At 43.7% G+C, this 25,516-nt stretch carries 24 protein-coding genes and 1 pseudogene; 7 read left to right on the top strand and 18 right to left on the bottom strand.

Translation table 11 applies throughout. The features are described 5' to 3' along the window. The first annotated feature begins 41 nt into the window (after positions 1-41). Genes JK628_RS20515 through JK628_RS20505 form a run of 3 tightly spaced genes read left to right on the top strand, consistent with a single transcriptional unit; the run spans position 42 to position 3,450 of the window. Entirely contained in the window at positions 42-950 is a 909-nt protein-coding gene (locus JK628_RS20515) for an alpha/beta fold hydrolase (protein WP_202286758.1), read from the top strand. Next, complete coding sequence (locus JK628_RS20510; RefSeq protein WP_237524079.1) at positions 947-2,257, top strand: DUF4056 domain-containing protein; 1,311 nt, start codon at positions 947-949, stop codon at positions 2,255-2,257. The genes JK628_RS20515 and JK628_RS20510 overlap by 4 nt, the downstream gene beginning before the upstream one ends. Continuing rightward, complete coding sequence (locus JK628_RS20505) at positions 2,254-3,450, top strand: BamA/TamA family outer membrane protein (RefSeq protein ID WP_237524078.1); 1,197 nt, start codon at positions 2,254-2,256, stop codon at positions 3,448-3,450. The genes JK628_RS20510 and JK628_RS20505 overlap by 4 nt, the downstream gene beginning before the upstream one ends. Positions 3,451-3,509: 59 nt before the next feature. On the opposite strand, the gene JK628_RS20500 is transcribed toward JK628_RS20505, so the two are convergent. The 5 genes from JK628_RS20500 to JK628_RS20480 all read right to left on the bottom strand — a co-directional run bounded on the left by JK628_RS20500 (position 3,510) and on the right by JK628_RS20480 (position 8,773). After that, positions 3,510-4,253 (bottom strand): cupin domain-containing protein, encoded by a 744-nt coding sequence (locus JK628_RS20500; RefSeq protein ID WP_202286757.1) that lies wholly within the window; start codon positions 4,251-4,253, stop codon positions 3,510-3,512. A 175-nt stretch (positions 4,254-4,428) separates the two neighbouring features. Next, entirely contained in the window at positions 4,429-5,478 is a 1,050-nt protein-coding gene (locus JK628_RS20495; RefSeq protein ID WP_443020019.1) for a DcaP family trimeric outer membrane transporter, read from the bottom strand. Positions 5,479-5,701: 223 nt separating this feature from the next. Beyond that, the gene (locus tag JK628_RS20490) at positions 5,702-6,835 is read right to left on the bottom strand and encodes a porin (protein WP_202289908.1); all 1,134 of its coding nucleotides are present in this window, start codon (positions 6,833-6,835) and stop codon (positions 5,702-5,704) included. 46 nt (positions 6,836-6,881) lie between these two features. Beyond that, the gene (locus tag JK628_RS20485) at positions 6,882-7,250 is read right to left on the bottom strand and encodes a cytochrome c3 family protein (RefSeq protein ID WP_202286755.1); all 369 of its coding nucleotides are present in this window, start codon (positions 7,248-7,250) and stop codon (positions 6,882-6,884) included. After that, on the bottom strand, positions 7,250-8,773 hold the full coding sequence (locus JK628_RS20480; protein WP_202286754.1) for a flavocytochrome c: 1,524 nt from the start codon (positions 8,771-8,773) through the stop codon (positions 7,250-7,252). Before JK628_RS20480 ends, JK628_RS20485 begins: the two co-directional genes overlap by 1 nt. Before the next feature lie 340 nt (positions 8,774-9,113). Between JK628_RS20480 and JK628_RS20475 the strand changes: the two genes are divergently transcribed. Beyond that, positions 9,114-9,905 carry a TetR/AcrR family transcriptional regulator gene (locus JK628_RS20475; RefSeq protein WP_202289907.1) on the top strand — a complete coding sequence of 264 codons (792 nt, stop codon included), beginning with the start codon at positions 9,114-9,116 and terminating at the stop codon, positions 9,903-9,905. A gap of 134 nt (positions 9,906-10,039) precedes the next feature. Here the strand turns inward: JK628_RS20475 and JK628_RS20470 are convergent, their stop codons facing one another. The 5 genes from JK628_RS20470 to JK628_RS20450 all read right to left on the bottom strand — a co-directional run bounded on the left by JK628_RS20470 (position 10,040) and on the right by JK628_RS20450 (position 14,386). Then, on the bottom strand, positions 10,040-11,173 hold the full coding sequence (locus tag JK628_RS20470) for a porin (RefSeq protein WP_202286753.1): 1,134 nt from the start codon (positions 11,171-11,173) through the stop codon (positions 10,040-10,042). A gap of 34 nt (positions 11,174-11,207) precedes the next feature. After that, positions 11,208-11,672, bottom strand: a complete 465-nt coding sequence (locus tag JK628_RS20465; protein ID WP_202286752.1) for a DUF3299 domain-containing protein — start codon at positions 11,670-11,672, stop codon at positions 11,208-11,210. A gap of 74 nt (positions 11,673-11,746) precedes the next feature. Then, on the bottom strand, positions 11,747-12,487 hold the full coding sequence (locus JK628_RS20460) for a cupin domain-containing protein (RefSeq protein ID WP_202286751.1): 741 nt from the start codon (positions 12,485-12,487) through the stop codon (positions 11,747-11,749). Between the two features lie 31 nt (positions 12,488-12,518). Beyond that, a complete protein-coding gene (locus JK628_RS20455) occupies positions 12,519-12,872 on the bottom strand; it encodes a cytochrome c3 family protein (protein WP_202286750.1) in 354 nt (117 codons plus the stop codon). A gap of 11 nt (positions 12,873-12,883) precedes the next feature. Next, positions 12,884-14,386: a flavocytochrome c gene (locus JK628_RS20450; protein ID WP_202286749.1), complete on the bottom strand. Its 1,503-nt coding sequence runs from the start codon at positions 14,384-14,386 to the stop codon at positions 12,884-12,886. A 186-nt stretch (positions 14,387-14,572) separates the two neighbouring features. Between JK628_RS20450 and JK628_RS20445 the strand changes: the two genes are divergently transcribed. Both JK628_RS20445 and JK628_RS20440 read left to right on the top strand, forming a co-directional pair. Beyond that, a complete protein-coding gene (locus tag JK628_RS20445) occupies positions 14,573-15,343 on the top strand; it encodes a TetR/AcrR family transcriptional regulator (RefSeq protein ID WP_202286748.1) in 771 nt (256 codons plus the stop codon). A 116-nt stretch (positions 15,344-15,459) separates the two neighbouring features. Continuing rightward, positions 15,460-16,548 (top strand): branched-chain amino acid aminotransferase, encoded by a 1,089-nt coding sequence (locus tag JK628_RS20440; RefSeq protein ID WP_202286747.1) that lies wholly within the window; start codon positions 15,460-15,462, stop codon positions 16,546-16,548. A gap of 80 nt (positions 16,549-16,628) precedes the next feature. On the opposite strand, the gene JK628_RS20435 is transcribed toward JK628_RS20440, so the two are convergent. From JK628_RS20435 to JK628_RS20400, 8 genes and pseudogenes are all read right to left on the bottom strand, one after another. After that, a complete protein-coding gene (locus JK628_RS20435; protein ID WP_202286746.1) occupies positions 16,629-17,039 on the bottom strand; it encodes an energy transducer TonB in 411 nt (136 codons plus the stop codon). A 372-nt stretch (positions 17,040-17,411) separates the two neighbouring features. Then, on the bottom strand, positions 17,412-18,353 hold the full coding sequence (locus JK628_RS20430) for an acyltransferase (RefSeq protein ID WP_202286745.1): 942 nt from the start codon (positions 18,351-18,353) through the stop codon (positions 17,412-17,414). Between the two features lie 6 nt (positions 18,354-18,359). Further along, positions 18,360-19,265: an acyltransferase gene (locus tag JK628_RS20425; RefSeq protein ID WP_202286744.1), complete on the bottom strand. Its 906-nt coding sequence runs from the start codon at positions 19,263-19,265 to the stop codon at positions 18,360-18,362. A 174-nt stretch (positions 19,266-19,439) separates the two neighbouring features. Then, a complete protein-coding gene (locus tag JK628_RS20420; RefSeq protein ID WP_202286743.1) occupies positions 19,440-20,966 on the bottom strand; it encodes a YifB family Mg chelatase-like AAA ATPase in 1,527 nt (508 codons plus the stop codon). A 484-nt stretch (positions 20,967-21,450) separates the two neighbouring features. Continuing rightward, positions 21,451-21,645: pseudogene (locus JK628_RS20415) on the bottom strand (IS66 family transposase); the annotation flags it as partial. Between the two features lie 86 nt (positions 21,646-21,731). After that, complete coding sequence (tnpB, locus tag JK628_RS20410) at positions 21,732-22,094, bottom strand: IS66 family insertion sequence element accessory protein TnpB (RefSeq protein WP_202286742.1); 363 nt, start codon at positions 22,092-22,094, stop codon at positions 21,732-21,734. Positions 22,095-22,252: 158 nt separating this feature from the next. After that, positions 22,253-22,744, bottom strand: a complete 492-nt coding sequence (locus JK628_RS20405; protein WP_202286741.1) for a hypothetical protein — start codon at positions 22,742-22,744, stop codon at positions 22,253-22,255. Beyond that, entirely contained in the window at positions 22,737-23,480 is a 744-nt protein-coding gene (locus tag JK628_RS20400) for a winged helix-turn-helix domain-containing protein (RefSeq protein WP_202286740.1), read from the bottom strand. Before JK628_RS20400 ends, JK628_RS20405 begins: the two co-directional genes overlap by 8 nt. A 237-nt stretch (positions 23,481-23,717) precedes the next feature. Between JK628_RS20400 and JK628_RS20395 the strand changes: the two genes are divergently transcribed. Then, complete coding sequence (locus JK628_RS20395; protein WP_202286739.1) at positions 23,718-25,259, top strand: EAL domain-containing protein; 1,542 nt, start codon at positions 23,718-23,720, stop codon at positions 25,257-25,259. Positions 25,260-25,516 lie beyond the last annotated feature (257 nt).

Genomic DNA, 25,516 nt, shown 5'->3' with positions numbered 1-25,516 from the left:
GACATTTAATCGGAAGTTTTATAAGGCGTTCCGGGGGAATTATGCGATCTATTTATCTAATGCTCAGCATGCTATTTATCAGTGGTTGCTCAATCGTCGAGATGGTTGATTCAAGTGAAAAAACAGCACTAAAAAAAGTGGGTTTTGTACAGCAGCAACTCACGCTAGCAGAGGGTGGCAAGCTCAATTATTGGCAAGCAGGGCAAGGTAAAACAGTGCTGCTTATCCATGGCTTTGGCGGCACCGCAGTCACTAGTTGGCAGCAAGTGATGCTTGACCTGAGTCAGGATTATCAGGTCATCGCCGCAGATTTAGCCTGGTTTGGTGACTCTGTTAGTGAGGCTACTCCAAGTCTCGCGACTCAGTCGCAAGCAGTTCGCCAGCTTATTGATGCGCTTAATGTTGACAAGGTCAATGTCGTGGGGATCTCCTACGGTGGCTTTGTCACTTTTGACTTGATGATTAACGAGCCTAGGGTCGAAAAGGCCGTGTTGCTAGCCAGCCCTGGGGTGCTGTTTTCTGATGCTGATCTCGAGGAGTTGAATCAACGCTTTGCTGTTGAGAGCGCCACTGACATCTTTGTGCCGAAAAATGCCACCGAGATGCGCCGTTTACTCAATGCGACGTTTATCGACTTTCCTTGGTATCCCGCATTTATCGATGCAGCAATATATGCTCAGTATTTTGCTGGGTATCATAATGAAAAACAGGTGCTTATTGATAGTTTACCGGCCGATAGGGACCGTATAGCCACAACTGTTTCGACAGCGTCGTTACCGCCGAGCATGCTTATCTGGGGCGAGCGTGATCAAGTATTTCCCTTAGCATCGGGGATCCAACTGGCTAACTATCTAAATGCCCCGATTATGGTGATCCCAAAGGGTGCTCATGGACTTAGCAATGATTATCCAGAGCTCATAAGCCAAGCCGTTAGGGCGTTTGTACAATGATGATAGCTAACTTAGCTTTGTTAATGAGGCAAAGTGTTGCCGTGGTGATGAGTGTATTGCTGCTTGGCGCGTGTAGTAGTCCTGACTGGCAAGTACGCGCTTTACCGAGTGATATTGCGATCGCTGCCGCGCTAGATAATGAGCCAGACCCGTTGTTGATGGGGGACGTTGTGTTGCAAGATTTGCCGTTAGTGCGCATGCCTGAAGACGTTCGCCCATGCTGCGCTTTTGGCAATGCACAGAAAGTCCAAGTGGGCTCATTGTCTGTCCCCTTCTTTCGTTATGCTAATACGCTAGCGGTCGACAGTGTTGGACCGCACGCGTTTGAGGCGGGGACCTTTAGCTACCAAAAAGATGCGCCTAATGGTAGCCGTGGTGGCGAGAATAATGGCCAAATTTACACCCTGCGCGGTGGCTTTATCGATCTAGCCCATGTTCGCGATACTGCGGATAATGCTATTGCCCTGTTCTATCGAATCTTTCCGCAACTGGGTTTGCCACAAAGTATCCTGCTGCCTGATGAAATTGGTCCGCGCAGCATAGAGCTCAAAGCCTTTGATACCTCAGGTTTAACAGCCGCTCAGCGCTGGGAACTTGCTGCGGCCATATCGGTGCGCTTGGCTTATTCTATGGCTGAAGCCCATGAAATAGCACAGTGGCACGGCTATCGCAGTTGGGCACCCTGGTCTGAAGCTGTATCGGCCTATTCACCTGAAGATCTTTACTCCAATATGTTGGGCGCCAAAATCGCATTAGCCTTGCTGAACAATAATCTAGCGATGAATAAAGAGCTATATAACCAACATATGACCCAATGGCTCGCAGCGACACTCACTTGGTTAGAGCCTGTTGCTATCGAACAAACCAATGCGCTATTTGACGTCATTGATGGTGTATGGTGGGATTCAAAGCAACCCTTGCCGAGCAAGTTTATGCTACTCAAACGCCATTATGCGTTAGGTGATAAACAGTCCCCTTATCTAGTACCAAAAGCCTTAGCGAGCTCCCATGTTAAATGGAACGAGATTGCCGAACTTTATGAAGCGGATGTTGAGCCGCACCACTTAGCCCTGAGTAACACCCTTCATGGGATAGACATTGATGCTATTGCTCAGCAAAAACTGCTGGTGGCGGATAAATTCACTGCCAGCTTTAGTCATATCCCGGAGTCGCTATGGCGTAATGGATTTACTCAAGCTGATTTTTATCGCATCAGCGAGTACAACCAAATACAAGATTCAATTGAATTACAGCAGCATATTCAGCAGCGGGCTAGCTACCTTACTGAGTTAGAGGTACAACCATGACTGGCGGCAATATCGCTAAAACGCTAATTCTAAGTCTTGTTTTAACGGGTATGCTCAAAGCGCCCTACGTTGCAGCCACGGAGTCGACAGATCCAATAGAGGCTGTCCAAGCACAAGATGATGACGTGTCTCAGGGTTGGTTGGAGGATTTCTTACAAACCCTAGGCGCTGATGGTGAGTTTAACCCCGATAAGCTGATCGATTTTAGCTATCTGCCGGGACCCTTTTATAATCCAGAGATGGATCTCGGGGTGGGGATCTCTGCGGTCGGTTTGTACCAAGTTGATCCCGATGATGAGGTGAGTCAACTGTCATCTTTGGTGATTAATGGTCTGGCCTCAACCAATGGTGCATTAGGGGTTGCGATTGCCAATAAGACCTTTATCAATCAAGACAAGCAGCGCTTCTACCTTAATGCCGAGTTCTATGATGCACCCGATGTGTTTTACGGTGTCGGTTATGACAGTAACCATGCCGACATTAACCGTGTCGAGTATAACCAGCGAATAGTATCGATTAACCCTATGTTGTTACAGCGAATGAGCCCGAGCAGTTTTGTGGGCATTGGCTTTGATTTTAGCTATGCCAGCGCCGATGATATAAACCCGCTGGACTCAACGGTTGATACTGAGGCTCTTGAACATAGTTCGCGTAGTGTCGGGGTTAACCTGCTGCTAAATCATGATACTAGAGACAACGTATTAAACCCGCAATCAGGACGTATTTTAGAAATTGACGCCGCTTTTTATCGACAATATCTTGGCAGTAAAACCGACTTTGATGTGTACAACGCGCTCTATAGCGAATACATGAAAACCGGCCGTGGCGAAGATATCTTAGCCTGGCAGGTTCGAGGCCGTTTTACTTCTGGAGATGTGCCTTGGGATCAGTTATCAAAGGCTGGCGGTGGTGACTTACTGCGTGGCTACACATCTGGGCGCTATCGGGATAAGCAGATGTTGATGACTCAAGTGGAGTATCGACTCAATCTTCCCGGTCGACATGGCATGGTGTTCTGGGGTGGCGCTGGCGTAATCGCAGCTGATGTTAGTGAGTTTGATGCTGGTAAAATATTGCCTAACGGCGGGGTGGGTTATCGCTTTGAAGTTAAACCAAGAGTGAATTTGCGCTTAGATATGGCGTGGGGTGATGGTGACAGCGGTTTTTATTTCAATGTTAATGAGGCATTTTAGCAGCTTGTGGTTTAAGTCAATGTGGGACTCTATTGAGCCCCACACCATAGTCACTTAAACTATTTTTTGAAAACAGCTTCGTTAGTGCCGTATGGGCCTAAATCTAGGTCGCGCTTACGGATCTCATCAACGCGGTCAAATGCTTCTTCTGCAACGCGTAGGTTTTTAACATCTTTACGCCAGTAGTACTTGAAGCCATCGAAATGTGCATTATTTGGATACCAGTACATTACTCCTAAGCCTTTATCGCTCATGATTGGAGTGTTGTGAATAGTAGCGCCTGGAATATAAAAGTATTGGCCTGTTGCTAAGGTTTGGAACTTGTTGTCAGCCAGAGTCTTACCTTCACCGTTTACCACATAGTAACACTCTGGTTGACCGTGGAAGTGCGGTGCATGATCAGACTTTCCACCATCGGTAATACCCATCACCATAGGGCTATCTGAAAGCTCTTTCCAGATATAACCAACCGGTGATTTTGACTTGTCACAGTCTTTAACTTCTAGCACGTTGCCATCGTCATCCAACGTCTTACAGAAACGCTGATCAGCAGCAATACTGCTGTTAGATTGGATGGTGGTGAAATCAATTTTACCCGCTTCCCAGTCGGCAATGTATGCTTCGACCATAGGGTTGCTACACTGAGCTGGCATTGTGTCTTGTGGCGAATACGGCGTGCTGTCATATGGCACTGGTGTCATCTGCTGGTATGGCAGTTGTGCGTGATCGCATTGTGGGCCTTGGGCGAATGCGGCTGCCGATGTTAGCGCTGCCATGCCAAATATCATTTTTAGTTTCATCATTCCTATCCTGTTTTTAGCTGAAGCAGCTTAAGCTGCGATATTGTGCTCGTTTAAACGGGCTTGAACTAACAATAAAGCGATTGTTACGGCGTAAATTTGAATTGGATCACGCCGCGTTTTGAGTAACAAACTTATTCGTGAGCAGGGTCGCGAATATTCTTTTCTTTAGTGACTTTTAAAGATGAAATTGCAAGGTTAACTGTGCGTAATTCGATGAGCCTTGAGCTGCGGGTTGTAAGGTATATGCGGATAAGCCGTCACTAATTTGATAGCGGCCTACTTCAAATCCCAGTGCTAATACAGGGGTTAGGTTGGTAAAGACGTTGGCGCCGATATGGAAGCGGTCAGTTTGTTCCACTTCGGTTATGGTACGGCCATAAAACAGGCTTGAACGAGTGCGTTCTGTCCAAAAGTGGCGATAAGCAAACATGGCTGAAGTGGTTGTTTCTATCTCGTCATTGACGCTGTCGCGGGCGGCATCTGTACCAACATAGCGGCCTAAATTGCCGTAGTGCAACTGCAATCGTAAGTCGTCTTTGCCAAAGGTGTGTAGCTTAGCGGCGACCGAAACTCCAGCCGCCAACTGCGCGTTATCACTGGGGTCTAAATAACGCAATAAACTGGAGACTGAAACATTGCCCCAACCGCCTTGTTGGTCGTAACGGATAATGGCGTCGGGTACGTAGTCATTACTGGTGTCTATCCACTCTGTTCCCGCTGCTGTTTGAACGCTATCGCTTACAGCTTGAGTGCCGTAGGTATAGGGGTTTTCAAGCGCAAATTGCCAATGAGCTGTTCGATAACGGACTAATGCTTGTCGTACCATTGCTTGGCCCACCAATGGCCCACCTAAGTCGGCAGTTTCTGCAAAGGTGCTGCTATTGACCATCGTTGACCAAGTTTGCCCGGCGGTGACGGCTTGATACTCAATAAAGGCATGCCTTAGGCGTGGACTGTATGAGTTAGAAAAAACGGCATTACCTTGTGATGAACCGGCAAAATCGATTTCGGCAAACCCTTTTACATCCCCTTGTGTCACGCTAGCATTAAAACGGCTTTCCGCTGCACTGAACTGACTCCGTTTGGCTGACTCAGTAACGCTGCCGCCTCCGGTCCAACTATCTTGAAAAGCGATGTCGCCATCAATGTAACGCGCATTCGCTTTGATAAATCCACCAAAGTGATACTCGCTAGCTAATAAGGGTGCAGATAGAGTGCCAACCATGCTAATAACAATGGTAGTTTGAATTATTGATTTCATAGTTTTGTCTTGTTGGGAATAGCCGCGAAACCCTACAAGGGCATGGTTAATTGGGCTGGCTAAAAAGGAGTGAGAGCAATATCAAAGTGATATGTCAGTAGGCTAGATAAATAGTATTAGGTGGCAAAAGCAAAGTGGGAGCGACCTTGCTTTTGCCGAGATCTTTAGTTAACTACATCTTCATCCGTTAGAAATAGTAACCAAAGTTAATGTTAACGCGTTTATCCCAGTCATCGCCCATTTCAGGCAAGCCAACATGATCGTTGTTAGCGGTTGAGAAGGTCATGTTTTTACCCATGACGAAATCGACCATTGTGTAAGTTGGGCCTGCTGAAATCGCACAACCAGTCACGTTTTGCATACTGTTGTCGTAATCATCGTCGTCAACATCAGGGGTCATTAAGCCAAAATCGTTGTAGCACTTAACACTGCCCCAGTCGGTGTTGAATGTTTTAGCCAAGTTGACGCTGTATGATTGACCTTTAGAGGCGATCTCATACTGCCAGCTAACCACTGACACACCGATTTTGTTGGGATCTTCAGCATCTGCCGCGTCGTACTCATACTGCATCGCTTGTAGCTGTAGATTCCAATCTTTATAGCTGCTGTCTAAATGCAGTGCCACGGCATAACGGTCACCATTGTTACCGGTTTTGCTGTTATAGATCTGGCCATATTGTACAGAGCCACCAAAGGTTGTCTGGCCGCCTTCGTGCTCAGCGGTATAAGTTTGGCGTACGTTGAACTGGTTAGTCTCTTCGTTGTTATACTCGGTACCATTGATGGTGCCAGTGTACAGATCTGTTGAGTAACGCTTATTCTCGGTTGGGCCATATTCAGCATTCTTGTAGAAGGCTAAATCTGTATGCCAGCCATTACTTTCGTAGATAGCTTTTACGCCCACATCATGGTCATCTTCGAAACCAAGGTAGTAAGGCAGACCAAACCACCAGCTGTTTGAGATAAAATCACGGTTACCAAATGGCACCTTGTTAATACCAAATTGCAGTTGCCAATCAGGATCGACATCGTAAGTAGCGTAACCATATTTGATGTAATTAGTGTTTGAGGTGAAGCGGTATTCCGCCGCTAATCCCCAGTCACCTTTCTTGCCGTCAAACTTAATCGCCGCCATATCAAAGGTTAGGTCGCCGCCCTTGTCTTTTGAGGCTTCACTGTAATCTTTGTAACCATAGTTAACGCGCACTGCGCCGCCTATGTTAATACCATCTTCTTGTTCTTCGGCGTATGCCGCTGAACTTGAAAGCGCGATTGCTGTAGCCACCATAGACAACATAAACTTAGTGGTTTTTTTCATCATCATTCCCCTATCTATATTTAGATTTTTTGTATTTCAATTTGTGGCATTACATCTCTTCAAACCAAGTACGGTGACACTCTGCGCAAACAGGTGCTTTTTTCTCGTGCTCGCCATGACATGCAAGGCAACTTGCGCCTTGGTTGTAATGCAGTGATTTATGCGGATCCGCTTCTGGGATAGCCAGTTTGGTTTCATCAACATCTATGCTGTTGATGTCGCCGTGGCACTCTACGCATGCGGCATCAGTAGCGTTTTTCTTACCTGAACCTTGATGGCAAGATTGACAGCCATCTTGGTAAATAAATTCGTGATTAACCCGGCCTTTAGTACTGCCCTTCATCTTGACCAGTTCACCGGCCACTGCGCCTTGTGACACCACAAAGCTCAGCAGAGCTGTTAGTAATAGCTTGTTCATTAGACGGCTCCCTTAAGATCAGCTTTAATGGTTGTGGAGACGACAATCCCCATTGCGAGGCACTCTAGGCAAGAGGTTGAACTCAGGCGTGCTTCACCGTGGATACCGCCAGTAACTTCACCAATGGCATATAAGTTTTTAATCGGAGCCATTGAGCGACCATCGATGACTCGAGCGGCCAAATCTGTTTTTAATCCACCCATGCAGTAGTGCACCTTTGGCCAAATTCGAGATACCACAAATGGCCCCGTTAGCACCTCCGCGGTATCCATTTTGCGGTTAAACAATGGATCCTTGCGGGCGTTAACATGAGTGTTGTATTCGCTAATGCTACGTTTTAGCTCACTTGCAGGGATATTGAACTGCGCGGCGACATCGTCGAGAGAATCTAGCTTCCATGCCATTTTGTCGCGAATAGCGCGGGTAACACGATGGTCTTCGGCATAGTTGTTGTAGTTAAACAACACGATTGGGTAAGCTGGGCTACCATCTTGGTAGCGGTTTTTCATAATCGCTTCGGAGCAGGTTTTGCGATCGGCGCGCTCATCCATAAAGCGTTTACCGTTAAGTACGCTTATAGCTGCACCTTGATGCCAGCCGATTGAAAGCAGCGCATTAGACCAACCGAACCCGCCTTCATCTGGCGAACCCCAGTGACCCGTTTGGATAAGGTTCATATGCACGGGTAGCGCACCGTGAGCCATTGCGGTAAGGGTGACTTCACCTGTTGCACCTAATGCATTGGTGCAATCGAGTGTTGGATCCAGTGATGGATCAACGACTTCGCGTAGCGCCATGTTACGAGCAAAACCACCGTTAGCTAAGATCACCGCCTTATTGGCTTTGATAAACACACTGCTACCGGTTTTCAGATCGGGGAAGCGGTAGTTTTTACGTACTTTGACACCGATGATCTGCTGACCATCCATGATGAAGTCTTCAATGTAGTGTTGTAGGCGGTAATCAACGCCTTCCTTTACACCCGCTTCATAGAGCTTGGTGGTGATATCGCCGCCGGTACCATGCTGGGTACGGATTGCACGAGCCTTGTTGTGGCCGCCCACTTGAATATTAAAGTCTTTTTTGAATTTAACGCCGGTATCAATACATAGTTCATAGGCATCTAATGCATGGTTAGCAATTTGGCGAAGTGCCGCTTCGTTATGCATACCGCGGCCGGAAATTATCTGATCTTTAATCAGCTCTTCAGGTGAATCATCATTGATCCCCTGGGCTAATTGAGTCGGGTTTTTGGGAATCGCTAACCAACCGCCATTAATGGCTGAGTTGCCACCAATCACCTGCATTTTCTCTAAAACCAGAACAGATCCCAGCCCCTGACGTTTTACATTGAGCGCTGCTGATAAACCAGCAAAGCCAGAACCGACAACCAATGTATCTACGGTTTCGCTCCAGCTAATCTCGCCACACGACTTTGCTTGAACTGTTCCGGGTAACGTTGCCGCTACGCCACCAACAGTTGCACCAGCTGCTAGTTTTAAAAAATTTCTTCTACCTTGCATTCTTGAATCCTCTGAATGGGAATGAGGTAACGATAAACGCAAATTCGGCTGCTAAAGGTGAACTAAGTCACGTCATTTTTTCAGTGACAAATTTATTCGTGAGTCAGTTCTCGAAGATCTTTTCTCTACTCAAAAGTGGTTAGCTAGCGGCAGTGGTGAAATGTGACAGGATTTTATACTGAGTTAATGGTTATGGTTGGAATGTTTGTATGAAGTAACTCACAAAGCCTACTAATAAACAGGTATTAGCGTGAAGTTAGTCCCGATAAATGAAGCAATAGCTAAACCAATAATTGGTAACAGCGCATAATTAGCGCAAATAGATATACAGGTTGTAATGATGAAATGTCCAACTGAAGCATTGCCGATGATGCGTTGCAATCAAATACTTGATGCAGCAGAGATGCTGATTGAATCACAGGGAATTGTGTCATTTAAGTTTTCTCAGCTTGCCAAAGAAGTGGGCTGTTCCACGGGCACGCTGTACAAATTCTTTGAGCGTAAAGAGGATGTTCTAGTCTGCTTATTTCTACGCAGCGCGACCTCCAATCATCTACCTGTATTTATCGATCAAACCCCTGAGCTAACCGCGCAAGAGAAAGTGCTATTGCCGATTTTGTTTACCTTCGAAACCATTAAACGCAGTAAGAGTTTTTTCACCCTACGTTCAGTGTCAGTCAATACCATGGTGTGGCAACTTGCCAGTGATGAGAAGGTGGAACGATTTAAAAAGCGCATCAATGCTTTTTGGGGCTGGTTTACTGATTCGCTCAATGAGGCGGTTGAAAAAGGCGAACTTGATGCGACACCGCTGCAAGTTAAGGAACTGGTACAAGGGATCACTTTTTATTTAACCGGCTCCCTCACTCAATTCGAAAGCCAGTTAGTTGCGCCCGAATACCTATCGAATCGCCGTGAAACCTGTTACCGCCATTTGTCGAAACTGATGGCGCAATACAAATGGTCGAAGCCGCTTAATCAGCAGTTATTTGATTCATTAGAAAGCCAGACGATTCGGTTTTTCGATAAACACTACCGTGATCATATGAGTTGCTCAGCATGCAGCGCATTAGCTTGTGCATCGAGTGTTCCCCATTCAGACTGTTCACGTTTAGAGGCCATCGGGAGATAAAAAAGCCCTCAATAAAAGGGCTGGATCGAATAAAAGCGGTGATGTTTGAGATGATGTCACTGATCCAAAAATGAAAACTCGAGGTAATCGTGTACAAATTGCGGGGAGCAATTACCATGAGTTTAGGTTATTACTTAGAAGTAATAGCCGAAGTTGATATTAACGCGCTTGTCCCAATCATCGCCCATCTCTGGTAAACCGACGTGGTCATTATTGGCTGTAGAGAAGGTCATGTTTTTACCCATGACAAAATCGACCATGGTGTAAGTTGGACCTGCTGAAATCGCACAACCAGTCACGTTTTGCATACTGTTGTCGTAATCATCGTCGTCAACATCAGGGGTCATTAAGCCAAAATCGTTGTAGCACTTAACACTGCCCCAGTCGGTGTTGAATGTTTTAGCCAAGTTGACGCTGTATGATTGACCTTTAGAGGCGATCTCATACTGCCAGCTAACCACTGACACACCGATTTTGTTGGGATCTTCAGCATCTGCCGCGTCGTACTCATACTGCATCGCTTGTAGCTGTAGATTCCAATCTTTATAGCTGCTGTCTAAATGCAGTGCCACGGCATAACGGTCACCATTGTTGCCGGTTTTGCTGTTATAGATCTGGCCATATTGCACTGAGCCACCAAACGTTGTCTGGCCGCCTTCGTGCTCAGCGGTATAAGTTTGACGTACGTTGAACTGGTTAGTCTCTTCGTTGTTATACTCGGTACCATTGATAGTGCCAGTATACAGATCTGTTGAGTAACGTTTGTTCTCGGTTGGGCCATATTCAGCATTCTTGTAGAAGGCTAAGTCTGTATGCCAGCCACTACTTTCGTAGATAGCCTTTACGCCCACATCATGGTCATCTTCGAAACCAAGGTAGTAAGGCAGGCCAAACCACCAGCTGTTTGAGATAAAATCACGGTTACCAAATGGCACCTTGTTAATACCAAATTGCAGTTGCCAATCAGGATCGACATCGTAAGTAGCGTAACCATATTTGATGTAATTAGTGTTTGAGGTAAAGCGGTATTCCGCCGCTAATCCCCAGTCACCTTTCTTACCGTCAAACTTAATCGCCGCCATATCAAAGGTTAGGTCGCCGCCCTTGTCTTTTGAGGCTTCACTGTAATCTTTGTAACCATAGTTAACGCGCACCGCGCCGCCTATGTTAATACCATCTTCTTGTTCTTCTTCAGCAAATGCTGCCGAGCTTGAAAGTGCGATTGCTGTAGTCAGCAGTGAGAGCATAAATTTATTATTTTTCATCATCCTAACCTTGTACTTTGCTTACCTAAACGTTGATTTAGTGTTGGTGCTCTTTAGAGGTACTAACGAGGTTTGTTGGTTCCGGGTAAGGAATAGCCTCAATGCCCTGTAGGTGATAGCCTGTTTTGGCAAATCCTGCTTGCGCATTTTTAACAGTTAAAATACCTGCAACATAGATAGGTTTCTCTAAATCTGTAATTGCGACCGGTACATCAAATGAAACATGGATCAATTGATTTGATGGTGAAGGGGGCTTATGAAAGCAAGCGCCTTGCTGTGGTGTTAACAAAAAATTCTTTACATAACCACTATTTTTGCCATCTAAAGGCACTACAAAACCAGGAATAATAACTTTTTTACCATTGAGAGCCGGGTTGATATTGCTCTCTGCTGGTAGATCAGCTGCGCCGGGGGCTAAATGGTTCCAAAGGATTGACACCGTCTCTGCTGCAGCAAGAGTTGGGCTCAACAGTAAACTGAACACTAGGATAAGTTTTTTCATATTATATAATGAGACCAATTTAACTCGACCTCATTCTCATTGGGAGGTGGGGAAATCAGGAGTTCTAAGTGTATTTACTTAGACTTTTTAACTACATCCCAACCGTAACCACCGTTACCTGAGCGTACTAACTTAGAGTCAGTGTATGGAATGAAATCAAACATCAATTGCTCACCTGGTCCTACATCTTGTGGCCATTGATATTTGAATGTTGAGAACTTGCCATCAAGTGGGAACCAGTACATGTAGATCAAATCTTGGTCATCATAAGTGTTAGGCGTGTAGTGCATCGCTTTACTTGGAATCTCTATGTAGTCTTCAGGACCAAATGGTTGCATACGCTCCTGTGCCCAAGTTAACCCTTGGCCGCTTATGCCGTAGTAGCATTCCATTTCACGGTGGTAATGTGGCGCGGCAGTACCTGGTGCTACACGCACTAAACCAATAACCGTAGGTTCGTCGTTAAGCTCTTTCCAGCACATGCCTACTTCCGTTGCACTTGCGCCGCCTTCAGGACAAGGGATTAGGTTGCTCGGGTCATCTACACGCCAAGTTAACCAACCAGATTCATTGGCACCCTTACCACCATGATCGTTTGACTTGATGTTGTAGATATCTTTGGCGCCAGATTGAAGCTCCTTGAGATAGGCCATAGCTTGTTCTTGCTTACACACCATTGGCATAACCTTGGTTGGTGCATTAATCGTTGATAGCGTTGGCTTATCATTATGCCAAGGTTTATCAGCGGGCTTATCACCTGCAACAGCGCAACCTGTAACTAGAATGGCAGACATCGCGAGTAGTTTTTTCATCATTTATTCCTTTATGTTTTAGATTTTTCAGTTTTTATTGCTTAAATTTGGGGAAATCAAAGTTGTGGCAATCCATGCAGATGGCTTGCTTTGGTTTATGCTCTCCGTGACATTCCATACAAGGTGCTTCTTGGCCGTAATGCATGCTGTCATGTGGGTTTTGTCTTGCTTCATGGCCTTCACGCTTTGTTTGTTCGGCCAGTTCACTCATGTCATGGCATTGCAGGCAAGAATTGTCTGATGGGAAGGCTTTCATACCTTGGTCATGACAGGTTTTACAACCTGAGTCGTAGACCATTTCGTGGTAATCACGTTTGTCGCGAGCTTGTGCAGATAATGCGATACAGCCACCTAGAATAAGCACAAGTAAAGTGTTGATTTTTTTCATCGTAATATTCCTTATGCCTTCATCATTGAACGAGCTGCAGTAACACCGAATGCCATACACTCAGGAGTTGAACAACCACCAAGACGACTTACACCGTGTACGCCACCCGATACTTCACCTGCGGCATATAGGCCTGGAATGTTCTTACCTGTTTTAGCGGCAATGACCTCAGCTTTAGCGTTAATCTGAATGCCGCCTTGGCAGTAGTGCACTTTTGGCCATAAGCGTTGCACAATAAATGGCGCGGTAAGGTAGATGCCAGTGCTCATGTTCATCCGCTTTCCAAACTGAGGATCTTCACCAGTTTTGACATACTTGTTCCAGTCATCTATCTGGGCTTTAAGCTCTTTTTTAGGTAGGTCGAAATGCTTGGCAATGGCTTCCACACTGTCGAACTCCCAAGCCACGTTGTACTTGAGAACATTTGCCATTGACGGATCTTTTTGCGCTTCATGCTTTGGGGCAATAAGCAGTGCGGGATTAGGATTGCCATCTTTATCACGACGCTGAACCTCTAAATCAGCACGAGTCTTACGATCCGCTGTTTCATTCATAAAGCGCCGCCCGGTATTGCGGTCAATCGCGATAGAGTGTGGGAAGTTATATAGGGAGAAGCCAGCGCCGTAGCCAAAGCCGCCTTCATCTGGAGAAGCCCAAGGGCCTGATTGAATGAAGCTCAAATGAATAGGCATAGCGCCTTCTGCCAGCATAGCAATCAGGCCGTCACCGGTAGCGCCGCGAGCATTAGTGCAGCCCACTTCGCTGCCTAGGTTTGGATCAAGCGCTTGGCGGAAACTAACGTTAGCCCCAAAGCCACCTGTGGCAATCAATACACCTTTCTCTGCTTTTACATTGATTAGTTCTCCAGAATCTTCATGTCCGAAGTGATAGCCGCGACGCACTTGAATACCTAGAACTTTACCGTCTTTAGCGGTGATTAGATGTTCAAATTTGTGACGAATTTTGGTTTTAACCCCGTAGCTACGTGCTGTTTTTAGCATAGGGCGAATAAATCCAGCGCCACTACGTTCAACCACTTGGTGACTACGTGTGGCACTAGTGCCGCCCGTGTTGATGATGTGGTCGCGATATACGCAACCACAATCTTTAGTAAGCTGGTAAATATATGGGCCTAGCTCTGCACTGTGCTTTAGTAATTGTTCACTGGCGTAGCCACGACCTGATTTAAGTTGGTCTTGCACCATTAGTTCTGCGCTATCTTCAATACCGAGCTTCTTTTGCAGGTCAGTATTGGCGAAGCAGGCTTGGCCAGCGTTTAAAGTACTATTGCCACCGTATACGCCTAGTTTTTCAAATATGACAATATCTTTTGCGCCTAACTTGCCCGCTTCAACAGCGGCTGCTAACCCAGCAAAACCTGAACCTACAATAATTATTTCGTGTTCTTCATCCCATTTTATATTAGAAGAATTTGCACTTACTGAAAGAGGTGATAATGCACCAATAGCAGCGGCTCCAGCACCAAACTTTAAAAATGAACGTCTTGTTTGCATATTTGAGTCTCCAATTAACTTGAGGTAACAATATGCTTATACTTTGCCGCTGATCATGCTTGAAATCACACTTTGTATTCGTTGGGAAAGTTTTTTGTGTAGCCCATCAAGAAAATGTTTCTTTTCACTATCTATATATATGTGGTTTCGTAATATATTAATATAAGGTATTTATTGGAACTGTGTATGCAATGCCCTAACACTCATGCTGATGCTATTAGGTGTAATCAGTTACTCGATATAGCAGAGTCTCTTGTTGATACTCAAGGTGTTGTATCATTTAGGTTTTCTCAAATATCCAAAGGTGCTGGCTGCTCAACTAATACTCTCTATAAATACTTTGAATCGAAAGAAGATGTATTAGTTTGTTTATTTCTTAGGAATACAACATCAAGCCAGATACCATTATTTTTAAAAGAAAATCCATCAATCACTATTAATGATAAATCTCTGCTGGCGATAATATTCACATTCGAAATAGTGAAGAGAAGCCCAATATTTAATATTTTGAGACTTGTGTCTATTAATAGTATGTTTTGGCAATTAGCAAGCCCAGAAAAAATATCTATTTTAAAAAGTAGAGTTAATTTGTTTTGGAGTAGAATTAAACAACCATTAGAAGATGCTGTTGAATTAGGGGAGCTAAAAGCAACCGATACAGATATTAGTGACTTGAGCCAGGCGATATATTTCTTTTTAGCTGGAGCAACGTCTTCTTATCAGAGCCGTTTGATGGAGGAGGAATACTTTGTTGCGGATGATACTACTTGGTTTAGACATGTCAGTCGCATTATGAATCGATACCAGTGGCGTAAACCAATTACTCAAGAGCAGATGCAAGACTTGTCATTGCGAGTGAAGGGCTTTTTAGAACGCACTGAGGGGAAAATCGGCACCTGTGACACCTGTTTAGCGATTGGTAAACTGTCACATTGTAAAGGGAAAGCGCGCAGCTAAATGCGTTTTTAGCTTTACAGGTTAGGGCTTGAAGATCTTAATGCTAGCCCGCGTTTAGCTTGACTTTTTTGTGACCACTGCATAGTCTGCTCAGTCAGTATTCAAGGTGGTATGCAATGCAAATAAACTATAATTTAAAACCTGCGTTAGAGCGCCGTACAGAGCAGTTCCAACCAAGCACAAATGTTGGTTTCGGTAACCTCAGAACTGACCATATGTTTTTAATGGATTATCGCGATGGTCAGTGGTGTGATCCTAGAGTGGTGCCATACGGCCCATTTCAAGTCGCGCCAGGTGCAATTGCATTGCATTATGGCCAATCTGTGTTTGAGGGCGCTAAAGCATTCCAACATGAAGATGGTGAAATTTACACCTTTCGAATTGATAAAAACGCCGAACGCTTAAACCGTTCTGCTGATATTATCTGTATCCCCGCGATTCCAGAATCACTGCAAATAGAAGCCATTAATGCCTTAATTGATGTCGATAGATTGTGGTTCCCCATGCAGGAAGACGCCTGTCTTTATATTCGCCCTTTTGTGTTTGCGACTGAAGATAGATTGTCGGTGAGCCCGAGCGAGCAGTACACTTTCTGCGTGATGCTTAGCCCGAGTGGTCCTTATTACAGTGATGGCTTTGATAAAGCGATTCGTCTGCTGATCAGTGAACGCTTCCACCGTGCAGTGTCTGGCGGAACTGGCGCCTCTAAAGCGGCTGGCAACTATGCTGCATCATTAAAAGCGGGTAAGGCGGCGGCGGAGTATGGTGCTGCGCAGGTGCTTTATTTAGATGCTAACAACAAGCAGATTGAAGAGGTGGGTGCGATGAACCACTTTCATGTGCTTAAAGATGGCAGCATCATCATCCCTAAGTTCACCGACACCATCTTGAAGTCTATTACTTCACAATCAATTCTCGACCTAGGTGAATTACTTGGTTGCGACGTTCGCCAAGAAACAGTGATGCTGGATCAATTTATTGCCGATATAGAATCAGGCGAAATCATTGAAGCGGGCGGCTTTGGTACAGCAGCAGTTGTATCGCCTGTCGGCTCTTATATCTTTGAAGATAACCGCATCGTCACCGTCGGTGATGGTAATGTGGGAGAGCATACTAAGCGCATCTACAACGTGCTAACAGAGATCCAAAAGGGTCATATAGCAGGGCCTGAAGGCTGGGTTAAACTGGTTGAGCGACGAGTGTAATACTGCTGCGTTGTGCTAAAAACTAAAAGCTCCCAATGGGAGCTTTTTTGTGGCTGCTTTTTACTGCTTGTTACCTAGTTCTATAATCGAAAGCTGGTGCTAATCCGCACAGCTTGATGGCTACTATTTTGCACTGTTGGATGAAACTGTTGTTCAGATGCCTTGGCTGTGCGCGCTTTATCGAGAAGTTCTCCCGTTGTGCTGTTGATTATTTCTAGTTGTTGCATCTGTCCGTCACTATCAACGACGAAGGAGACTAGGTATTGAGTCCCTGTCAACTCAATATCAACTTCTGAGGTCGTATGTAAACTTTTCTGCCAATGAATTAACTTGTCTTTTGCTACCCAATACTTAGCAAAGCTTGTGCTATCAATATCTAGAATACGAGGAGCTGGCTGGTTGGTGATGTTCGTGCAACCTAGTAGCGACGTGGATATCAATAGTAAATACGCCAAAGAGGCATTTTTTAGCTTGGGGGAATTGACAGACATGAAAGATACCTTGTGAAGCGGGTGTTGAGTAAATGTTAAGTTGGCTATCAATATATAGGTCGAAAGTATTGCTGTCTAGGTGCCGAGTTCACAATATCACATGGTTTTTATGATGACATTTGGTGAGATCTATTGGATAAATCACTTATTTAGTGCAAGGTGTTGATTATGTTGGGTAAAGCGTTTGGTTGGTAAGGCTGCTTTTGGATGGGCATTATGATTAAGCAAAAGCTTGTATGAAGAGCCGAGAACGGGAGGCATTATCTATCTACAGCTTCTTTGAGGTTAGTGCTGCATAGCTTCATGATTAGCGTGAATATCAAGCAACAAAAAAGGTGCACTGAGTGCACCTTCGTATTCAACTATAAGCATCTAGTCTGACACTTTCTTCTCTATTATTTGCTCGATTGGTGCACCATGCTTGATCATTAACTGGTGGATCTCTTCATCTTTCTCTAACCAAAGTTGGTTTAACCAGCGTTGAAATTCAACGCGATAACTCGACTCTGAGAAGTAGCGCTTATTATCAACTTCGGGTACAGGAAGGACTTTTACTCGCACTACAATTTTTTTCAAACGACCATGCATGACTTCATGCAAAGCATCTTTCTTAAATACTTCAGGATAGAGTACGGTCACGTTAAGCACGTTAGTAAACTGCTCACCCATAGCCGATAAAGCAAAAGCGATCCCGCCAGCCTTAGGGCGTAATAAATAGCGGTAAGGTGAGCCTTGGCGTCTATGCTTCTCTTCGGTAAAACGACTGCCTTCGACATAGTTGATTATCGAGGTCGGCATAAAGCGAAACTTCTTACAGGCTTTACGAGTGCTCTCTAAATCTTTGCCTTTTAGCTTAGGGTTTTTCTTTAACTTTGCCGGGCTGGTTCGGCTCATAAATGGCATATCGAGTGCCCAGCAACCTAAACCAAGAAAAGGTACATACATGAGTTCACGTTTCAAAAAGAACTTAAGCATAGGGATGTTATTACGCAGAACATAAGTTTGCACTGCAATATCAAATCCACTCAAATGGTTACTAATAAGTAAGTACCAGCTTTTCTGATCGAGGTTTTCTAGGCCTTCAACATCCCATTCAATATCAGCTAGCAGCCTCAAAATGCCGCCATTACAGCTAGCCCATCCCCACATAAAGCGGTTCATAAGGCGGGTGAGTAGCACCCGTGCAGCGGTAAAAGGCAGCAGCAGTTTTATGATCCCGCCAAGTGAGATCAGAGTGGTCCAGACAATGGTGTTGATGATCAGTAAAGTAGTGCTCATAAAATACAAAAGTGAGCCGGGTAAAAAATTCAACATCTTGTGCTAAGCCTCTTCTCTGGATGTTTTAACTTGTGCTAACTCAGTAAGCACTTGATCTTTTTGCTGCCAAATTTGATTCAGCTGGTTTTGGAACTCAATCTTAAACTCACGATCTTTAATATAATCGCCACGTAGCGATTCGCCAATTTCGCGCACTTGAATATGTACCTTGACCTCGTTAACTTGCCCGCTAATAAACTCCCAATAAGTAGGCACTTTGTCGGGGTAGCAAATAGACACATCAACCAACTTGTGGATATGGTCACCCATTGCAGATAGTGCAAAAGCCATACCGCCAGCTTTTGGCTTGAGCAGATGGGTAAAAGGCGAGTTTTGCTTTTGATGTTTACCGGGATGAAAGCGAGTACCCTCAACAAAGTTCATCACGCTCACTGGCTTACTTTTAAATTTAGCGCAGGCTTTACGGGTTATCTCGATATCTTTACCACGCAACTTGGGATTTTTACGCAGCTGTGCATTGCTATAGCGGCGCATAAAAGGAAAATCCAGTGCCCACCAAGCGAGCCCTAAAATCGGCACGAAGATTAATTGCTGTTTCAGGAAAAATTTCAGAAAGGGAATTTTGCCATTTAACACCCGCTGCAAAATTAAAATATCGACCCAAGTTTGGTGATTGGCTATCACCATATACCACTCTTTTGGCGACAGTTGTGCATCACCCTGAACATCAATAGTGACAGGATGGAAAATGTCTTCAACCACCCCGTTGCAACGGATCCATGAACTGGCACAGAAATCGAGGAAATAGGTGCAGGCAGTACGCGTAATAGTGAGAGGAATTAGCTTAAAAATACTGAACGCTAAAATGGGAGTAACCCAAAAGATAGTATTAATGATGTAAAAGAAGAACGCTAAACTTCCCGTAATGCGTGACACAATCGCGCCCATTGAGATCCCCAGGATAAAAAACGGAGACCTATAGTACTCGTTGTAAAGATTTGTCTCAATCTAGATGTTAATTTTTGCAGATAAAACCAGCAAATGAGCTATTTTAGCGAGTCAACTATTGACAGTGGATCTGAAGGTGTCGATCTAAGTACGGTTCCACTAAGTCCATACTGCTTAGTACTGGTTTAAGCTAGTCAGTAAGCGGTCTACGGCTCGGTAACCTAACGCTTGCGCGATATGGCTCCGCGATACATCTTGTTCCTGTTGCAGATCTGCTATGGTGCGAGCAACACGTTGTAGCCGATGGTAACTGCGTACCGATAACCCTAATCGACTGACACTCTCCTCAAGAAATAACAGATCTGCTGCGCTAAATCGCGCCTCATCTTTAAGTTGTTTGCCGCTTAAGTCGCTGTTGAGCGTACCCGAACGTGATAACTGAATCTCTCTTGCTGCATGCACTCGTTGAGCGACAGTTGCACTGGTTTCGGCGTGAGTACCACTGCTATTGAGCGCACCTAGAGGTAGTTTGGGGACATCAATAGTTAAATCAAAGCGGTCGAGAAACGGCCCTGACAACTTAGATAAATAGCGGATGATCTGCTCATTGCTGGCTCTGGCATTATTCACATCCCCGCAGGGGCTGGGGTTCATGGCCGCCACCAGCTGAAAGCGACATAAAAAATTAAGCTTGGCCGCAGCACGAGAAATACTCACCTCACCGGTTTCCATCGGCTCACGCAGACAGTCGAGAACTTTGCGCGGAAATTCAGCCACTTCATCTAGAAAAAGTACCCCGCGATGGGCGAGGGATATTTCCCCCGGTTTTGGCATAGCGCCACCGCCCACTAATGAAACAGCAGAACTGGTATGGTGCGGGCTTCGAAACGGCCGTTGATAGAATTGTTGCGGCTGCATATCGTGTCCGGCAACAGAGTGAATCGAGGCGACTTCGAGTGCCTCTTCATAATTAAGTGGCGGTAGCAGCTGCATCATGCGACTGGCGAGCATTGTCTTGCCAGTACCTGGCGGACCCAGCATCAATAGGTTGTGGTTGCCTGCGGCGGCTATCTCTAATGCTTGTTTCGCATGTTGTTGGCCTATTACTTCACTGAGACAGTTACTGGCGTCGCTAGTGTTGCTCGTTGGGGTGATCCATTCCAGTCCAAGATCAATGCTGGGTAACTCAGATTGACCATGTAAATAAGCAGCGATTGATTGTAGATGGGTGGCAAATAACACTTTATTAAAGCCGACGAGCTCGGCATCGGCTCGATTATCAATCGGCAGTATTAGGCGGTTGTTTGCTTGGCTGGCTGCCACAATGACTGGCAGGATCCCTTGGCAATAACGTACATGACCGGAGAGGGCCAGTTCACCGACAAACTCATGCTGTTCAATCGACTTAGGTGGAATTTGTTTTGAGGCCGCGAGAATGCCAATCGCTATCGGCAGATCATAGCGCCCCCCCTGTTTTGGCAGGTCAGCAGGCGCCAAGTTAACGGTAATGCGGCGCATTGGGAACTCAAACCCCGCGTTAATCAGTGCGCTACGTACCCGCTCTTTGGCTTCTTTTACAGAGGCTTCGGGGAGTCCGACTAAAGAGAATGCAGGCAAGCCATTACTTAAATGGACCTCTACTGTGACAGGAGGGGCGTCGACGCCACAACTGGCGCGGGTTTCAACACAGGCTAATGCCATTAACAAATCCTTTTGTTTTATGAGTTGTAGACTTGTTTAAGCCTAGTCAAAGTTTTGAATTTAAGTGGGTTTTAGGTTGGATCTGATTTTAATTTCATACTTTGGGTTTGTTTTGGGGCTGCTCAAGTTTCACTTGAGCTTGGATAATCAAACTTCGTTTGATAAAAGTCGTGGCGCTTCGCCCACACCCGAGCAAGAAGGACTGCTCGTCCTTATCCTCCTTGCATCCACCATGACGCCCCGACGAAGTTGTCTTCCTCGTACTTATTTGAAATAGCCTAACGCTTTCGATGGGACATCCTGTCTCGCAAAAGCTATGCCCACGTCCGTGTGGGCATTACGGCCCTTTCTTCAACGTACTTCGGCAACTTCGATGGGGATTGGTGTTTCAATTTGCGTTTTATGTAGGACATTAGCTTGTGTTTAATCTCTACAGGAGTTAAACGTGTTGAGTTTGAAAGTTTATTCTGACCCCAATTGTTCACGCTTCATTGAACACTTCGCCCTCGCCAATATGCCCTTCGGCACTCTTGCCAAATTGCTTTTGTTGAGCGAGGCGAAACTGTTCTTCGAGAAAGTTGATTTTCACATCTTTAGCGTGCAACTCTTGCTGTAGTTTCAGCACCAGTAACTGCAATTCGACGAGATCAGTAGGGAGATTTTGATGATTTAATTCCATGCAAAGATTATGCACGGAGTGCTATCTAACTTCTTGTGTTTATTTAGATTAATTGGTGATCAATAAATCCTGCTTATGATCATAGGTTATAAGTCATGATAGTGATAACGAAGCGCGGGATGAGCATGGGGTTGTGTGAGGGGGAGCCCTGCGATAAGCCAATCGAGTTGCTGTGGTGTGATACGCAGACTGAGCTGTTCGTCTTCGATCCCAGACCATTTAAAGGTATTTTTCTCGAGTCGTTTGTAATGTAGCCAGAAGCCATTACTGGCCCACTGCAAAATCTTCAACTTATTGCGCTGACGATTACAAAAGACAAACAGATGTTCATTACAAGGTTCTTGCTGTAATTCGTAGGCAACGATATTGCTCAAACCATCGATTGATTTACGCATATCGGTGATCCCACAGATCAAAGTGACATCAAGCTTAGTGCTGCTGCTAAACATATTGTTCCCCTATCAATTTAGAGAAACAATGATGGCTGCAGGCAACTAAGTTATAAAGGTGTGCTTTGGCAGACGCTTACCTATTAAATTCGTGGGGATCCCTCAGACTTTGACCCCAATAGTTCAACGAATCAATATTAAATGGAGCAACAACAGGCTTACCAATAGGATAAACATCGGGTGATGTTACTATTAGTTTCTTTTAAGCAAAGTAAGTTATTATTTTTAAACACCTCAGCGCGGAAAGTTTTACCCGCCTTGTCTCCCAACACCCCGAATAAGACATTGCGAATAAAGGGCAAAGCTGAATAGTTCAATCCACTCACCTGCTGCCCGTTCAAATCATCGATGTTAAATATGTAGCTATCGCTCCAAAAAACATAAGCGAACTCACCTTTAAATTTGAACATAACCGGACCATCAGGTTGGCCAGTGTCCTTTATAATTCCAAAATGTCGCCCATTATTAATAACCCAAAATAATTTTAAAGTCACATGGCTTTCAGCATCTAGCTTTGCAACTATCTCAGTTCGCACATAACGGCCATTTAACTCATTGAGCTTTTTGGACTTAATCTCACTGCAGGCCAAGGAAAACAACATTAAAACCAGAAAAAAACCGAGACAAATAATTATTTTCTTATTACTCATGACAAGCTCCTGACGCCAGCATTTTAATAACAGCTTGCCCATCAAACGAGATATACGATTCAACTTTATTATCATCGATACAATCTATGATAAATACCCTTTGAACAGTATTAAAAATTACAACCAATTTATATTTATCGACGAGAGACAGTCCCCCCGCACCATCGTTGTCTAATTGGTACAAGTCTGGGAATTGTTCAAGTAATACATCCACAGAAGAGCCATCCGTTATTATAATTAAAACCTTATAATCTGGAGTATGATAAAGCCTCTCTTTTACTTTGGTGTCAAATAGAAATGACACACTCAAAAATGCCAATATAGTAAAGCATGAGAAAAAATATATTTTGTTACTTGGTAAACTACAGAGTCTAATCAGCTCACCCCATATGGGGTTATCATATATACCTGACTCTGAGAGTGAAGGTTTAACTTCACTCTTAAGTGGAAATACTAAAACATCCCCATCTATTTTATAACCTTGCTTAGGTAAGGTTATAATAAACCTACCACTATTACTTACATCAATAACTTTCCTCAAATTAGCAATGGCTACAGTTAATGAATTTTGAGAAATAGCCCTCCCCTCCCAACCAATATATAAAAGTTCATCACGACTAAAAACCCTACCTTTTGACGCGAACATGGATGTTAATATTAACATTTCCGCAGATGACAACTGGTATTCGACACCACTGATTTCAATTGTTCTTTCATTCTTTATAAGTATTTTCATTAGATGTGATGTTTGTATTCAATTATATTAATTTATCCCATAATTATAGCCTAAATAATGGCAAAAGAGTAACCAACAGACCACTGCGCTAACACACTAATTAACAACAGGTTAGACATTATTTCACCCCTTTTTTTCACGCTCTTAATGATTTTATTATTTTTTATTACAACTAAAGTCATGATCATACTGTTAAACTGAGTGAATCTATCTTAGCATTTATGTGAATAAAACCAATTGAATTATAATAACTATATAAACAAACAGATAGCTAAGCATGTCATCTTAATAGTAGCGCCTGTAGCTTTCTTTTTATTGTCTTGTTTAGCTATTAGCAATGATTACAATAAGTTTAAAGCAAAAAAAAACATGATGTCAGAGTTGATCCGACTATCATACGAAATTATTGATAGTACTCAAACAAACTGCAATTCTGTAATCCCCAAGGCTTACGGAATTAAGAAGGAATTCCAAAATATTGAATTTGTAACTTATAAAAACATAACTAATGGTAGCCTAGGAAGCCTAAAAGAAAGAGGATGTTTTTCATTATCAGAACGGCTATACCCTAGCAATGTAAATTGGCCTAGCGGTTTACAAGCTCCTGAATCAGCATTTTTATTAGCAGAGGTTATAGATAAAATAACTAAATCCAAAACCATCAGGGTCATTTTAAAAAACAACACGCATTATGTAGAGATTGGAATAGATCAACAGTTAAGCGACACCATACTGAACAAAAACAATGCAAACTTTATCTTTTTACTTAATTATAATTTTCAAAAATGGTTTGACATTGAATATTTTCAGGATGATTTTAGCACTGCCATTTTTAAACCACTAACCTCTTTTTTGTATATAGATTATAAGAAGCTGACAATTTTACTTTTCATCAGTTTATCCCTGAGTCTATTAATTGCATTTATCACATACAGAGTACTATCAACGAATCAGTATTTTTCAGAGTTATTGAAATATCGACTTATTTACCAATACTTTAGCCGTTATTTAAAGACAAGGGCAATCACGTTCAACTTACAACCAATAGTCAATTCTAGAAATAACTCAGTTTTTTCATTTGAGGTTTTATGTCGTCTTAGTCAATCTGGGACAGCACCACGATGCTTAAAATACCTAGATGCAAAAACAGACTTCTTACTGTTTAAAACAGCCATTATATCTATAAATGAGCTTATTAGAGGTAAGTTGTCTTCGAAAATAATCTATTCATTCAATTTAAAACCAGAAACAATCATCGAGTACCGAGATGATCCATTTTGGTCTGTTATCGAAAACCTCATAAAGTTCAATGGGAAAAAATTTATATTAGAAATAACAGAAGACTCATTAGCACTAAGTGAAAAAGATAACTTACTTTATTCTTTAAAAAAAATCTCGCAACACGGGATTGAATTTTCAATAGATGACTTTGGCGTCGGCCATTCTAATTTGTCAAGAATATCTGAACTCGATATTGATTGCATAAAAATCGATCGTAGTATAATTACCAACATTGAAAAGAACCAACTAATATTATCATCACTGGTTGACTACTGTAATACGAAAGGAATAAGAATTATTGCGGAAGGAGTAGAGTCGAAGTCGTTGATTCACGCTCTAAATAATTCTCATATTTTCTTACATCAAGGCTTTGTATACTCCAAAGCAAAGCCCGCTTCATACTGGGTCGAATATTTCTCCACGCAGAAAATAAAACCAAAAAATAGTCATTCAACAAAAGACATATCAATTTCAGGAATAAGTGGAGAAGAGCCTTAACCAGTTCTCAATAACATCTACAAATTAAATTGATATATAAAACAAGAGGTTAGGGGTGCTGCCGTTAAAGAGATCTAACTGGGCGTTAGTTGTAGAGGCTAAATCAATCAAGCCTATGCCCAATTTGTAATAGAACTATTGAACTATTGAACTATTGAACTATTGAACTATTGAACTATTGAACTATTGGGGTCAGAGTCTGACGAATCCCCACGAAATATTATGAGTAAACAATAAGATAAATTAAAAAAGAAGGG

The organism is Shewanella sp. KX20019 (assembly GCF_016757755.1).
Lineage (GTDB): Bacteria > Pseudomonadota > Gammaproteobacteria > Enterobacterales > Shewanellaceae > Shewanella.
The sequence above is the reverse complement of the archived record's forward strand: the minus strand, read 5'-3'. Positions and strand labels throughout refer to the sequence as shown.

Bases quoted from the DNA above. Each gene is read 5' to 3' on its own strand.
- JK628_RS20495 (WP_443020019.1), bottom strand. From the start codon at position 5,478: ATGGTTGGCACTCTATCTGCACCCTTATTAGCTAGCGAGTATCACTTT.
- JK628_RS20490 (WP_202289908.1), bottom strand. From the start codon at position 6,835: ATGATGAAAAAAACCACTAAGTTTATGTTGTCTATGGTGGCTACAGCA.
- JK628_RS20480 (WP_202286754.1), bottom strand. From the start codon at position 8,773: ATGCAAGGTAGAAGAAATTTTTTAAAACTAGCAGCTGGTGCAACTGTT.
- JK628_RS20420 (WP_202286743.1), bottom strand. From the start codon at position 20,966: ATGGCATTAGCCTGTGTTGAAACCCGCGCCAGTTGTGGCGTCGACGCC.
- JK628_RS20470 (WP_202286753.1), bottom strand. From the start codon at position 11,173: ATGATGAAAAATAATAAATTTATGCTCTCACTGCTGACTACAGCAATC.
- JK628_RS20460 (WP_202286751.1), bottom strand. From the start codon at position 12,487: ATGATGAAAAAACTACTCGCGATGTCTGCCATTCTAGTTACAGGTTGC.
- JK628_RS20405 (WP_202286741.1), bottom strand. From the start codon at position 22,744: ATGAGTAATAAGAAAATAATTATTTGTCTCGGTTTTTTTCTGGTTTTA.
- JK628_RS20510 (WP_237524079.1), top strand. From the start codon at position 947: ATGATGATAGCTAACTTAGCTTTGTTAATGAGGCAAAGTGTTGCCGTG.
- JK628_RS20485 (WP_202286755.1), bottom strand. From the start codon at position 7,250: ATGAACAAGCTATTACTAACAGCTCTGCTGAGCTTTGTGGTGTCACAA.
- JK628_RS20425 (WP_202286744.1), bottom strand. From the start codon at position 19,265: ATGGGCGCGATTGTGTCACGCATTACGGGAAGTTTAGCGTTCTTCTTT.
- JK628_RS20515 (WP_202286758.1), top strand. From the start codon at position 42: ATGCGATCTATTTATCTAATGCTCAGCATGCTATTTATCAGTGGTTGC.
- JK628_RS20500 (WP_202286757.1), bottom strand. From the start codon at position 4,253: ATGATGAAACTAAAAATGATATTTGGCATGGCAGCGCTAACATCGGCA.
- JK628_RS20450 (WP_202286749.1), bottom strand. From the start codon at position 14,386: ATGCAAACAAGACGTTCATTTTTAAAGTTTGGTGCTGGAGCCGCTGCT.
- JK628_RS20455 (WP_202286750.1), bottom strand. From the start codon at position 12,872: ATGAAAAAAATCAACACTTTACTTGTGCTTATTCTAGGTGGCTGTATC.
- JK628_RS20430 (WP_202286745.1), bottom strand. From the start codon at position 18,353: ATGTTGAATTTTTTACCCGGCTCACTTTTGTATTTTATGAGCACTACT.
- JK628_RS20400 (WP_202286740.1), bottom strand. From the start codon at position 23,480: ATGAAAATACTTATAAAGAATGAAAGAACAATTGAAATCAGTGGTGTC.
- JK628_RS20505 (WP_237524078.1), top strand. From the start codon at position 2,254: ATGACTGGCGGCAATATCGCTAAAACGCTAATTCTAAGTCTTGTTTTA.
- JK628_RS20435 (WP_202286746.1), bottom strand. From the start codon at position 17,039: ATGTCTGTCAATTCCCCCAAGCTAAAAAATGCCTCTTTGGCGTATTTA.
- JK628_RS20475 (WP_202289907.1), top strand. From the start codon at position 9,114: ATGAAATGTCCAACTGAAGCATTGCCGATGATGCGTTGCAATCAAATA.
- JK628_RS20465 (WP_202286752.1), bottom strand. From the start codon at position 11,672: ATGAAAAAACTTATCCTAGTGTTCAGTTTACTGTTGAGCCCAACTCTT.
- JK628_RS20445 (WP_202286748.1), top strand. From the start codon at position 14,573: ATGCAATGCCCTAACACTCATGCTGATGCTATTAGGTGTAATCAGTTA.
- JK628_RS20440 (WP_202286747.1), top strand. From the start codon at position 15,460: ATGCAAATAAACTATAATTTAAAACCTGCGTTAGAGCGCCGTACAGAG.
- tnpB (WP_202286742.1), bottom strand. From the start codon at position 22,094: ATGTTTAGCAGCAGCACTAAGCTTGATGTCACTTTGATCTGTGGGATC.